The sequence below is a fragment of the Rheinheimera faecalis genome (genome assembly GCF_021290965.1).
In the GTDB taxonomy this organism is placed as follows: domain Bacteria; phylum Pseudomonadota; class Gammaproteobacteria; order Enterobacterales; family Alteromonadaceae; genus Pararheinheimera; species Pararheinheimera faecalis.
The window spans coordinates 336079-348568 of sequence record NZ_JAJOYT010000001.1; the positions used below are offsets into that span (position 1 = coordinate 336079).

The following is a 12490-nucleotide window of genomic DNA, read 5'->3' on the forward strand; positions in this document are numbered from 1 at the left end:
AAAATAGTTTTAAAGTACCAGCGTTGTTTGGCACTTTATTTCTTTTTTTTCCGCTGTTTATCTTTTATTTGCCAGCTATGCTAATAACGTGTTGGCATTTTTTGGTTGAAGTGACTGGCTATCTGTTTTCACACTGTTGCTAATGTTTAGTTTTTATCGTATTTTTCATTTTTAATGAGTGGTTCATGATGGTGATCAAAGCTGTTCGCAAGCTTTGTATGTATAATCATCAGGCTTTAGTAAAAAATATTTAAGTAAATCCGATATTTAGTCGGTTAACTAAGCCAGATATCCAGTGGTGTTTCAAAAAGCCTGCACGGGCGACATAATTTAAGTTGATGAGGTGTATCCTATGACCAGTTTGATGAATTCAGTTGACCAACGCACCAATATTGTCGGTCAAAATCGCCTCGAACTTTTAATGTTTCGTCTGCATGGGCCTCAGCCTTATGGCATCAACGTGTTCAAAGTGCGTGAAGTGATTCGTTGTCCTGAACTCAGTGAATTACCTGGAGCTAATCCTAATGTCCGTGGTATAGCCCATTTACGCGGCGTGCCAGTTACTGTGATCGACTTAAGTCAAGCCACTGGCGGTAAAGCTATTTCTGATTTATCCAATGCCTTTATTCTGGTGACTGAATACAATCGTAATACTCAGGGCTTTTTAGTTGGTGGCGTTGACCGTATTGTCAACGTCAACTGGGAGCAAATTTTACCGCCGCCTCATGGTGCAGGGCGCTCACATTATTTAACTGCTGTGACTGAAGTCGATAATAAACTGGTGCAAATCATTGATGTGGAAAAAGTATTTTCTGAGATTTCTCCTGTCGATGAAACGGTCAGTGAGTCGGTGAAAGAAAAAGCCAAAAACGCAGACTTCAAAGATTTAACCGTATTAGTAGCAGACGACTCAGCAGTAGCCCGTAATCAGGTGAAACGTGCCTTGTCGACCATAGGGATCAACGTTGAGACTGTGAATGATGGTCGTCTGGCGCTGAACTGGCTTGAAGCCAAAGCTCAGGAACTGGGCGGGGATATCTCCGGCAAAGTACCACTGATTATTTCTGATATCGAAATGCCGGAAATGGATGGTTATACCTTAACAGCAGAAGTAAAAGCCAATGAGCATTTACGTCATGTGCATATCATACTGCATTCCTCTTTGAGTGGTGTCTTTAACGAAGCCATGGTGAAAAAAGTGGGCGCCGATCAGTTTATTGCCAAGTTTCACCCTGATGAACTGGTGTCGGCAGTACAGCAGTGGATGAATAGTTAAACGCCATCTATAGCGGCAGTGTAGCGTCTGCCGCTTCTTCACTCTCCAAAGGTCAATAGGCCTGCTGCACTTCTTTGATTTTCTGTTATGATCGCCTCACTTCAGCGTTTGGTCCCTTCAGCTGTACCTTTCGCTTGTATTTTTAACTCAATGGACTTTGAATGATTAATTATTTTCGCATTTTGGGCGTGAAAGCCAGCGCCAATGAAGACGAGATTAAAAAAGCCTACAAACGTTTATCCAATAAATATCATCCGGATAAGCTGCTGAATTTAACTGATGATGAAAAAGAGCAGGCTGGTGCGCAATTACAACGGGTAAAAGAAGCCTATGATGTATTGTCTGACGCCAAAAAACGCGCGGCTTTTATTAAAGATTTTAATAATGTGATAGTGCCGGACCCGACTACAGCGATGAAAGAGCTGTGGGATAGTTATTACCCGTCCGTAAAAGGTTAAAACTCATGAGCAAAACATTCGACAAAAACCGTTTAGAAGCGTTAAAAACTGACGCTTACGAAAATATTGAATCTTATAACGATCCGGATACGCCAAAAGCACTGGAAAAATTTACCAGCCAAATCAAAAGCATTTTACAGGCCGATCCGAAGATGTTGCATTCAGTGCCTGAATATTTGCCTGTGGCTTTATTTGGCCGTGTTAAATTCACCCCTGAAGCTAATCTGAAATGGTCTGCGTGGCTTGCCAAAAACACCATGCCGGTATGGGATGATTTTAAAACTTCGGTCGCTTTCAATAATGCCGATTTACCGCTGGTCAAAACCATTCGTGAATTTAACGAAGATTTACTGATTGAAAGCTGTGCTGTGCTTTTTATGCTGAATAATCATATAGCGGCAGCGCCAGGCCCACGTAACACAGATGACGACGAAGACGAAGATTCAGACGAGTCCTCTTTTGGTCACGACGCTGATGATGATTACGAAGGCAATGACGAAGAAGAAGAAGGGTACGATAACCAATACGATGAAATCACCTTTAACCGGGAAGGTCGCTGATGAATAGTCTGATTGAAATTGCCGTTGCGGAAATTAAAGAACTCGCCATTGTTGAGCCAAAACAGGCCAGCAAAAAGTTTGAGCTGATGGCCAACACTATGTCGGATGCGCAACTGGTTGAAGTGATTGAAAATATTGACATTGTAACTCTGACCCAAATTAACAGTCAGCACGATATTTCGTTTCCTTCCATTATTTCTGAACTGATGACACCGGAGAAAATCCGCGACATCGTTTGCCAGCAGCCGCTGTACTGGGAAGAGAAAATCAAAAACAATGCGGAAGATTTAAAGCAGCATACCTTTGATTTTTTAACTTACCTTATTCGTACTCAAGACAGCGAAACCAAGCAGGCAGAAATTCTTGAAGCTATAGCTGAAGATCCGGCTGGTTTGTTTTATTTGTCTATTCCTTTTATCGAGCTGTACCGCGGCGAAGTGATTGAAGATGAAGACGAAGTGCATGATTTATTGCACGAGGAAGAAGAAGATTTAGAAGAAGCCATCAGCTACACCGAACGTCATCTGAACGAAGAAGTGCATGGTTTGGGTTACGACGACCCACGTAGCTTGTTGGCACTGATCCGTCAGTTAACACCGCAAGTGGAGCAGGCGATTAAAAATCTGGTACGTAACGAAAATTCCGGCTGGGAACATATTATCAATAAGTTCGCCGCTGAGCTTGTGATGCAAGCCAAAGAGAAAAACCAGTCCACAGATGAATACGCCGAAGTGGATGATATGTTTAGTTTCCTCGATTAAGGCAAAGGATCAGTTATGCAGTTAGTGGTGCGGGATGCCAATCAGGGGCCTTTTTTAACTAAGGTGCTGAATTACGCCAAAGCAGAGCAAAAGCTCTCGGAAGCGCAGCTGGAGCAGGTCAAAAGCAAAGCTGTGCTGATGAGTCTGAAGTTTGCTGACAAGTTTTACAACAAATACAAAATGCATCTGTTAGAACAAGCTGCCCACGATATTATTGGTGTGGCGAGTTTGGGTTTGGCAGAGCTGTCAGGTCATGATTTGGATAAAGCTTTGGCACTTCTGATTAGCCCTGAAGGCATAGTCAAACCTTTTCAAAAAGGCTGGAGCATGTTGTCTCAAGTCAGCTTACTGACGCCTAATCGCAAGTCGTTGTATGGTGAAGTGGAAGAGCAGTTACTGCAAGATATCGCCAGTCCACCAGACATCGAAGAGTGGCAAGGTGTAGCTGTTTATCAGCAGGCGCTGCGCGAATCACGTCGTCGTCAGGCTATCAGTGTGGTGAAACAAACCTATTTCTACCACACCCAGCTGGACCCGTTCGAGCATTTCAACCTTGAAGATATGTTGGCTGAAGTGGTGCTGTATCGTCTTTGCACCAAAGGCGGCAAGGTGAAACAGGATTTAAAGCAACGGTTACGCGATATCGATTTAGCCGATGAATGGTTTGACGTAACTTTTATGAAAGCTCATACCGAACAAGTGCTTAGCTTGTTACCTGCTGGTTTTTCTGATGCTGTGACTGTGGAGCTGGGAGAAAATTTCCATGCAGCTTTAGTTCGCACTTTGCAGTTTGCCAAAGGTTATAAAAAGCTGTTGGCAGAAAATGCTTCACCAGAGCGCCGTGACGCCTACGAGCATAAGCAAGGCATGTTGAATCCACTATTAGGCTGGCCTCAATATATCGAAATGTAATCCCCGTCGTACTTGAAGCCGCAGCTTTACATCTGGACGGGCGCGGATAAACCGCGCCCCTACAAGCCGCCTCGCTGCAACATCAATTACTTAGGGGCAAAGCTAGCCTCTACGATTTTGGGCAGTGCTGCTGTACTGCTTTCCACCAGATCACATGACGTTTTAACTCTGCTTTTAATTCAGTATTAGGAACTTCGAAGCGCTGCGAAATAGGTCGCGCGAGAGCGGTACCCTGATACAGCTGCTGTAATAGAGGATACAACTGCTGATAAGTGCCATCCACCTGCGCCAGATACACCTGTACTTTGCCTATAAAATACTGCAGTAAAATGGTATTCAAAATCTCTGTTTTGTCTGAGCTTTTACCGGCTGGGCATTGGGCAGTTAAATCAACTCGATCTAACTGATTATTTAAGCTTTGCAGCCAGTTTTGGCTGAAGCGTAAGCTTTGTTGTAACTGGCTTAGCGTATTGGCCTTGTATAACGCTTCCAAAGCCTGTTCGGGATTGATGCTACTTGCCTGCTGCCAGTTCTGCTGAACAATACTTTTTTGCAGCGCAAGTAAGGAATGTAAGGCTTGCATCGTGTCAGCCACGCCTGCGACTGAATTGGGTTCTGACAAGCTACGGTAGGGATGCAGTTGTTGACGCAAAGTCTCATCCTGCTGCAAAAAGTTCTGCCAATGTTTATCGATTTGTCTGGCTTTGTCAGAGGCAATGACAGCAAGTTTTTGCTGTAAATCGGGCGCTATATCCGGATTGTTTAAACAAGGTTGCACTTGCTTTAAAAACGCCAGTTCGTACTTCAGACGCTGGCTTGGCGTCATGACCTTACCCAGACTGCTATTACGTTCACCTAACAATAAATCCAGTCCACAAGCCCGTGTAGCCACTAACTCGACCAAGGTAATGCTGCTGTCCGGAATATCAGCTCTGGTCGTTGTGATGGAGGGAAGTGGCTGTAAATCAAGCGGCGCTGGGTCGTGGATCTCCAGCGCTAAAGTGCGACTAAGCCTGCTGGTATAGTCGTGCATCAGGGATAGGGCTGGGTCGCTGCAGCCGCTTAACACAAAAACAACAGCAACCAGGCTCACTACTTTAGTGAAAGGCTGCTGCCTGTTGCTGTAAAATTTTGCCATCTTCTAATCGCCTGATTTGGTTTTTCAGAATAAGCGCCAACATCACTGCAGCGCAGGATAAACCGACAATAATGCCAATCCAAAAGCCATGAGCGCCCATCTTAGGCAAAATCCAGTCGGTTAAACCTAATACAGTGCCCAAACCAAAACCGATCGGCCAATAGGCAATCAAGGTGATAAAAAAGATAGGTTTGGTATGTTTTAAGCCACGTAAAGCGCAAGCTGACACTACCTGTATCGCATCAGAAATCTGGTAAAAACAGGCCAGAACTAAAATAGAGGTAGCGACTGCCAATACTGCAGGATCGGTAGAGTAGAGCGACGCCACTAAAAAACGACCAAAATAAGTGACTAGTGCTATGCCCACAGCCATCATCATCGCTAGTTGCACTGCGGTGGATACGGCTTTTTTCAGCTCCTGCACATCATTACTGCCGACCAGATGACCGACCCGTATGGTCGTTGCCATCCCCATACTCATAGGCAACATAAAGACCAAAGCGCTGTAGTTGTTGGCAATTTGATGACCGGCCACCACTATAGGGCCTAAATGCACAATCATCAGTGGAATAGAGGAGAATAAAGTCACTTCAAAAAACAGCGAAAAAGCAATGGGCGTACCTATAGCGATGATATGCCATAAATCTTTGCTGTTGGGTTTCAGATTGTCAGGCTTTTTCATATAAAGCGCTGTACTACGGCTTCTGAAGGCGTAAATGGTGATAGCAATAAACATCGCCAAAAACACTAAAGAAGTCGCCACACCACAACCGGCGCCGCCTAAAGCTGGCATACCCAACTTGCCATAAATAAACACATAGTTGGCCGGAATATTCACCAGAATACCGACAAAAGCTATCCACATGGTGGCTTTGGTATTGCCTATGCCTTCAAACAAGTTACGGAAGATCATATAACCAGCGGCCGGATAAACGCCGTAGCTGACATAGACCAGATAATCGACTGCTTTGGCCCGCAGATTTTCTTCCATCGACAAATACTGCAACGGCAAGTGGATATACTGCATAGCGATTACAATCACTGTCGCCAGTACCATCGCCAGATAAAAGCCTTGCAGCGCATTATGCGGAATGGCCTTATGGTTTTTAGCTCCGTACAGCTGAGAAATAATAGGAGTCAGCGCCAGCAACAACCCCTGCAAGGTCAGAATAATGGGCAACCAAATGGCAGAAGCCACAGCAATAGCCGCCATATCCAAGGCACTGACCCGACCTGCCATAATAGTATCAATGACAAACATCATGGTTTGGGTCAGCTGAGCCAGCATAATAGGGCCGGATAACTTCAGAATGGTTTTTGCTTCAAAGCGGGAAAAAGGTAACATAGCAACTCTTGTCAGACAGGCGAAAAAACGCCGTAAAGATAGCACAGCAGAGGTTTTATGTTTACAGGAATAGTGCAGGCAAAAGTTAAAGTCAGTGAAATCAGCGACCAGCAACAGTTTCGTCGCTTAACTCTTGAAGTACCTGTGCAGTTGCTGCAAAACCTGGAGCGGGGCGCCAGCGTTTCTATTAATGGCACTTGTTTAACGACTACCGAATTCAGTCTGATTGAACCTTTAGGCTGGGTTAGTTTTGATGTGATTGACGAAACCTTAGCTAAAACCAACTTAGGTGCTTTAAGCACAGGGTCATTGGTAAATTTTGAGCGCTCTTTAACTTTTGGCCGTGAAATTGGTGGGCATTTAGTGTCAGGTCATGTGCATGGTACTGCGACTATTTTAGCTGTCAGCCAAACTGGTGCGAATTGGCGGGTGGATATAGAGCTAAAGTCAGAGTTCAAACCTTATGTGCTCAGCAAAGGTTTTATCAGCATTGATGGCATTAGCCTGACAGTGGGTGAAGTGACAGCAAACAGCTTTAGCCTGCATTTAATACCTGAAACCCTGGACGTGACCACCTTGGGCCAACGCAAAGTGGGTGACAGGGTAAATATCGAACTGGATCAGCAAACAGTCACCATAGTGGATACGGTAGAACGGGTTCTTGCAGCAAAGTCTTTATAGGGGATGGGTTTATCCCATCCCGCTAATAATACTGTTCATCTTCAGCGTCGATAAACACCTGCACTTTATTATGCAACTCATCTTTATGAGTCTGCACATGAATAGGGTTGCAGCAGTTGCTGCAATCTTCAATATCGTCCTGATCTTCGCCACTGATATCCAGGGTGATATGAGTGGGATGGCCACAGAAAGGGCAAAGAATGGTTTTATGCAGTAAGTCCATAGATCCTCCGTTTGCCAATGCCTGTTGCAGCAAGCGCTGGCGACTGAATATCCGTGGGTCCTTCCGTTATTGAGCTCCTATAAGTTTTAGTGTAGGCGTTAAAGCAACATCAGGCGAAAAAATAGCCTGCTTTATACTGCTATTGGCTTGGTTGTTGCCGATAAAGCGCCGTATCGGTTATGATGCAGCCGCTTTTTGTTAAAAGCAGAGACAACTACGTGTTGTACTGCTTTGTTCTACCGCTCGTAAGGTTGAACCGCAAAAAACATGCCCTTAAATTTAATTGAATCAACACGTGACCCTTGGTATGGGCCACCACTGTGAGGACTTATCATGCCAGTTATTACTTTACCTGACGGTAGTCAGCGTTCATTTGACGCCCCTTTATCTGTATTAGACGTTGCCAAAGACATAGGTCCTGGTTTAGCGAAAGCCACCATTGCCGGCAAAATCAATGGCCAGTTGGTAGACGCTTGTGAGCTGATCACTGAAGACGCTTCCTTAAGCATTGTGACTGCCAAAGATCAGGAAGGCCTGGAAATTATCCGCCACTCCTGTGCTCACTTATTAGGTCATGCGATTAAGCAGTTATGGCCCAATACCAAAATGGCGATTGGTCCTGTCATCGACAACGGCTTTTATTACGACGTTGATTTAGACCGTCCAATCAGCAGCGATGATTTAGCGCAACTTGAAGAGCGCATGCTGCAACTGGCCAAAACCGAATATGACGTAGTGAAGAAAAAAGTAAGCTGGCAACAGGCTTATGACACCTTCGCTGCGCGTGGCGAAAGCTACAAAATGGAAATCCTCGATCAGAACGTCGCCAAAGACGATCAGCCGGGTTTATACCATCACGAAGAATACATCGACATGTGCCGTGGCCCACACGTGCCAAATATGCGTTTCTGCCAGCACTTTAAAGTGATGAAAGTAGCAGGCGCGTACTGGCGTGGTGATGCCAAAAACAAAATGCTGCAACGTATATACGGCACAGCATGGGCAGATAAAAAGCAACTAGCGGCTTATTTACTGCAACTGGAAGAAGCGGAAAAGCGTGACCACCGTAAAATTGGTAAAGCTTTAGGTTTATTCCACTGGCAGGAAGAAGCACCAGGCATGGTGTTCTGGCACAACGATGGCTGGACTATTTTCCGCGAGCTGGAAACTTTTGTCCGTGAAAAGTTGGGCGAATACGATTACCAGGAAGTCAAAGGTCCATTTATGATGGACAAAGTGCTGTGGGAACGTTCAGGTCACTGGGAAAAGTACTCAGACAATATGTTTGTCACCAGTTCTGAAAACCGTGATTACGCCATCAAGCCTATGAACTGTCCTGGCCATGTGCAGATTTTTAACCAGGGCTTAAAATCGTACCGCGATTTACCGCTGCGTATGGCTGAGTTTGGTTGCTGTCACCGTAACGAGCCATCAGGTGGTTTACACGGCCTGATGCGGGTGCGTGGTTTTACTCAGGATGACGCTCATATCTTCTGTACTGAAGATCAGGTGCAGGCAGAAGTATCGGCTTGTATCAAAATGGTATTTGACGTCTACAGCACTTTTGGTTTTAAAGACGTACAGGTGAAATTATCCACTCGTCCGGAAAAACGCATTGGTACAGACGAAATGTGGCACCGTGCTGAGCAGGGTTTAGCAGAAGCTTTGGATGCCAATGGCATCGCCTATGACCTGCAACCTGGTGAAGGTGCGTTTTATGGCCCTAAAATTGAATTTACTTTACACGATTGCTTAGGCCGCGCCTGGCAATGTGGTACAGTGCAGCTCGATTTCGCTTTACCGGGTCGTTTAGGTGCAAGTTTTGTTGCTGAAGGCAACGACAGACAAGTACCAGTGATGATCCACCGTGCGATTTTGGGCTCGCTGGAGCGTTTTATCGGAATTCTGATTGAAGAATATGCAGGCTTTTTCCCAGCCTGGTTAGCCCCAACTCAGGTTGTGGTGATGAATATTACCGATAATCAGGCCGAATATGTGCAGGATTTAGTAAAAACTTTCAAATCTCATGGTATTAGAGCAATTTCTGACTTGAGAAATGAGAAGATAGGCTTTAAAATCCGCGAGCACACGCTACAGCGTGTTCCTTATTTAGTGGTAGTCGGTGACAAAGAAGTTGAAGCCGGTGATATCGCGTTAAGAACACGGAAGGGCGAAGACCTCGGAAAAATGAGTGTAAGCGACTTTGTAACTAAGTTGACCACTGAAATTAAAAACCGGGTCTAATTATTTTCACTCTTGGAGGAACATACTATTAAAGTAGGAAAGAAAACTTTACCGGCGAACAGACCAAACCGTATTAACGAAGAAATCAACGTTAAAGAAGTACGCTTGTTAGGTCTGGAAGGTGAGCAATTAGGTGTAGTAATCACTTCAGAAGCTATTCGTTTAGCAGAAGAAGCAGGCGCTGACTTGGTAGAGATTAGCCCAACCGCTGAACCACCTGTTTGTAAGTTGATGGACTATGGTAAGTTCCTGTTTGAGAAAGGCAAAGCTGCTAAAGAGCAGAAGAAAAAGCAAAAACAGATCCAGATTAAGGAAATAAAATTCCGGCCTGGAACTGATGAAGGCGATTACCAGGTAAAACTACGCAACCTGCGTCGCTTCATTGAAGAGGGTGACAAAGCTAAAGTAACGCTCCGCTACCGTGGTCGTGAAATGGCGCATTTGGACATCGGCATTGAGATGCTTAACCGGATTAAAGAAGATATGACAGATATCGCTATCTGTGAATCTTTCCCAAGCCGCGTTGAGGGTCGCCAGATGGTCATGATGCTGGCCCCAAATAAGAAGTAATAAGAGCTTTCAAGCATAAGATACGCCGCTTGAATAAAGCGGCGTTTTTTATCGCCTTATTATTCGTTGTAATTTAAACAATGCGAGTTATTTAACTATGCCAAAGATGAAAACCAACAAAGGTGCTGCAAAGCGCTTTAAAAAAACCGGCTCAGGCGGTTTTAAACGTAAGCAATCACATCTTCGCCACATTTTGACGAAGAAGTCTTCTAAGCGTAAGCGTCAGTTAGGTCCAAAAACGTTAGTTGCAAAAGTTGACGTGGCTGGTATCGCTCGTTGTCTGCCATACGCATAATATTAGGAGATTTTAAATGCCAAGAGTAAAACGTGGTGTGACAGCTCGCGCTCGTCACAAGAAGGTCTTAAACCAGGCTAAAGGTTACTACGGTGCCCGCAGTCGTGTTTATCGTGTCGCTTTCCAGGCAGTTATTAAAGCTGGCCAATACGCTTACCGCGACCGTCGTCAACGTAAACGTCAATTCCGTCAACTGTGGATCGCGCGTATCAACGCTGCATCTCGTCAGAACGGTTTATCTTACAGCCGCTTCATCGATGGTCTGAAAAGAGCATCTGTTGAAATCGACCGTAAGATCCTGGCTGATATCGCTGTATACGACAAAGGCGCATTTGCTGCTTTAGTCGCTAAGGCAAAAGAAGCTTTAACTGCTTAATTCTTTGAGCAGAGTAAAAGGCCACCTTCGGGTGGCTTTTTTATACCTGCAATTTATGCTTCTGACTGTATTTGATTTATCTTTTCCTCCTTCTCTAATTTAACTCTCTGTTTTTACAATGTTATGCTGGCAAACATTGTATTCAGAGATGAAAATTAGCTATGTCTGCTGTTCGAGTTTTCATTTTTACCCTTCTGGCCTTATTAGCTTTTGCTGGTAACTCGCTGCTGTGCCGGGCGGCTTTGATCCAAACCTCTATTGATCCTGTTAGTTTTACTGCGATACGGCTGATGTCAGGCGCTTTAGTACTTTGGCTGCTGATATCCATCAAAGCGGACAGTCGCGCCGGTCAGGGCAGTTGGTGGTCAGCTTTGGCTTTATTTGTTTATGCAATCGCATTTTCTGTCTCTTATGTCAGCTTAAATACAGCAGCAGGAGCCTTACTATTATTTGGCGCAGTACAAGCCAGTATGATTGCTTATGGTTTCTGTCGGGGCGAACGTTTTACTTTGTTACAGAGTCTGGGTTTTATCTTTGCCTGCGCTGGTTTGATTGGTTTGTTATTGCCGGGATTATCTGCACCTCCTGTGGGGGCTGGTTTGTTGATGATGCTTTCCGGCGTGGCTTGGGGAGTTTATTCATTGCGGGGGAAAGGCGGTGGCGACCCGATTAAAGTCACTGCAGGTAATTTTATACGCACTGTGCCTCTGGTCGCCGCTGTGGGGGCTGTGCTGTTTTTGGCTGAGCCTTTCAGTGTACGTCTGATTTTGGCTTCAATAGCGATTTTAGGCGGTATTGCTCTGGTAACCTTGACTGCTCGTCAGCGGTAATGGCAGAACTTAAATCGCTACCGTTAATTTGGCTTTGGTTGATCTGCCGGCATAAGGATCACAAAAGGGCAATTGGCGAGTGAAGTTGGCGATAGATTGTACTTTACCGCGTTGTGGGCGCAACGTAGACCAATAACGGGCGCCACCTTTGGGATCTTTACTCCAGCGTTGCTGGCTGATCACACCATCAGTTTGAACCCACTTACTCATTATTTTCACGCCACAACTTAAGTTTACTTTGGGGTCGTGCAGAGAGTGTGGCTGTTTAATATCGCAGGCGTAACGAGGCTGATTGGCGCTTTCGTGGGAGATTTGCAGCAAACCACGGCTTATGACCCGACGACCTTGGGCATCTTTAAATTTTTCCTGATAAAAAGACTGGGGCTTAAAATTACTTTCAGGTTTGGCCATAGCGGAAAACAAAGCTACCCAGAACTTGCTGCGCTGTTGTTGCGGCAAACTGGCGTAGAGTGGACAAAAGCTTTGTACATCGGCGGGTACCAGCTTTACCAGTGGCGATTTTTCCACAGCCTGCTCCGTCATTCGGGTCCAACTGCCATCGAGGTTTTTTTCCGACCAGGCGGCGTAATCTGTGCTTTTGTTATGACTCAGGCTACCTGCAACGACTGAAGTTGCAGATAAAGCCCAAAGAGCTGTGAGTATAAGGACAGTAAGATGAAATGGCATTTGTTGTTTTTGTTCTTCCAGGTGAATAGGTTTGTATCGGCATCATTCAGCCAAACTTCAGTTTCAGACTAGTGCTTTGTCAGAGCTGGCTCAAGCTTTTTTCGGCCTGAATGGGGCAATAGCTTAAATTCTCA

At 45.1% G+C, this 12490-nt stretch carries 15 protein-coding genes; 11 read left to right on the plus strand and 4 right to left on the minus strand.

What is annotated here, in order from left to right:
- The first annotated feature begins 352 nt into the window (after positions 1–352).
- From LSG34_RS01495 to atcC, 5 genes are all read left to right on the plus strand, one after another.
- Positions 353–1276, plus strand: a complete 924-nt coding sequence (locus LSG34_RS01495; RefSeq protein ID WP_233007057.1) for a chemotaxis protein CheV — start codon at positions 353–355, stop codon at positions 1274–1276.
- A gap of 161 nt (positions 1277–1437) precedes the next feature.
- Entirely contained in the window at positions 1438–1734 is a 297-nt protein-coding gene (gene atcJ / locus LSG34_RS01500; protein ID WP_233007058.1) for a cold adaptation protein ActJcold adaptation protein ActJ, read from the plus strand.
- Between the two features lie 5 nt (positions 1735–1739).
- Positions 1740–2294, plus strand: coding sequence for a cold adaptation protein AtcA (gene atcA, locus LSG34_RS01505; protein ID WP_233007059.1), 555 nt, complete (start codon positions 1740–1742; stop codon positions 2292–2294).
- Complete coding sequence (gene atcB / locus LSG34_RS01510) at positions 2294–3055, plus strand: cold adaptation protein AtcB (RefSeq protein WP_233007060.1); 762 nt, start codon at positions 2294–2296, stop codon at positions 3053–3055. Before atcA ends, atcB begins: the two co-directional genes overlap by 1 nt.
- Before the next feature lie 15 nt (positions 3056–3070).
- Positions 3071–3967, plus strand: a complete 897-nt coding sequence (gene atcC / locus LSG34_RS01515; RefSeq protein WP_233007061.1) for a cold adaptation protein AtcC — start codon at positions 3071–3073, stop codon at positions 3965–3967.
- Between the two features lie 109 nt (positions 3968–4076).
- Here atcC and LSG34_RS01520 read toward each other — a convergent pair whose 3' ends face one another.
- Positions 4077–5105: a DUF3080 family protein gene (locus LSG34_RS01520; protein ID WP_233007062.1), complete on the minus strand. Its 1029-nt coding sequence runs from the start codon at positions 5103–5105 to the stop codon at positions 4077–4079.
- Positions 5065–6450: an MATE family efflux transporter gene (locus LSG34_RS01525; protein WP_233007063.1), complete on the minus strand. Its 1386-nt coding sequence runs from the start codon at positions 6448–6450 to the stop codon at positions 5065–5067. Before LSG34_RS01525 ends, LSG34_RS01520 begins: the two co-directional genes overlap by 41 nt.
- A 57-nt stretch (positions 6451–6507) precedes the next feature.
- On the opposite strand from LSG34_RS01525, the gene LSG34_RS01530 reads away from it, so the two are divergent.
- Positions 6508–7131: a riboflavin synthase subunit alpha gene (locus tag LSG34_RS01530; RefSeq protein ID WP_233007064.1), complete on the plus strand. Its 624-nt coding sequence runs from the start codon at positions 6508–6510 to the stop codon at positions 7129–7131.
- 22 nt (positions 7132–7153) lie between these two features.
- On the opposite strand, the gene LSG34_RS01535 is transcribed toward LSG34_RS01530, so the two are convergent.
- Positions 7154–7354, minus strand: coding sequence for a CPXCG motif-containing cysteine-rich protein (locus LSG34_RS01535; protein ID WP_008898703.1), 201 nt, complete (start codon positions 7352–7354; stop codon positions 7154–7156).
- Between the two features lie 333 nt (positions 7355–7687).
- Between LSG34_RS01535 and thrS the strand changes: the two genes are divergently transcribed.
- The 5 genes from thrS (at position 7688) to LSG34_RS01560 (ending at position 11669) form a co-directional block, all read left to right on the plus strand.
- A complete protein-coding gene (thrS, locus tag LSG34_RS01540) occupies positions 7688–9598 on the plus strand; it encodes a threonine--tRNA ligase (protein WP_233007065.1) in 1911 nt (636 codons plus the stop codon).
- A 12-nt stretch (positions 9599–9610) separates the two neighbouring features.
- Positions 9611–10168, plus strand: a complete 558-nt coding sequence (gene infC / locus LSG34_RS01545; protein WP_086003567.1) for a translation initiation factor IF-3 — start codon at positions 9611–9613, stop codon at positions 10166–10168.
- A 97-nt stretch (positions 10169–10265) separates the two neighbouring features.
- The gene (gene rpmI / locus LSG34_RS01550) at positions 10266–10463 is read left to right on the plus strand and encodes a 50S ribosomal protein L35 (RefSeq protein ID WP_040554869.1); all 198 of its coding nucleotides are present in this window, start codon (positions 10266–10268) and stop codon (positions 10461–10463) included.
- A gap of 16 nt (positions 10464–10479) precedes the next feature.
- Positions 10480–10839, plus strand: a complete 360-nt coding sequence (gene rplT, locus LSG34_RS01555; protein ID WP_008898705.1) for a 50S ribosomal protein L20 — start codon at positions 10480–10482, stop codon at positions 10837–10839.
- Between the two features lie 161 nt (positions 10840–11000).
- On the plus strand, positions 11001–11669 hold the full coding sequence (locus LSG34_RS01560) for an EamA family transporter (RefSeq protein ID WP_233007066.1): 669 nt from the start codon (positions 11001–11003) through the stop codon (positions 11667–11669).
- A 9-nt stretch (positions 11670–11678) separates the two neighbouring features.
- On the opposite strand, the gene LSG34_RS01565 is transcribed toward LSG34_RS01560, so the two are convergent.
- A complete protein-coding gene (locus tag LSG34_RS01565; RefSeq protein WP_233007067.1) occupies positions 11679–12356 on the minus strand; it encodes a transglycosylase SLT domain-containing protein in 678 nt (225 codons plus the stop codon).
- Positions 12357–12490: the final 134 nt, after the last annotated feature.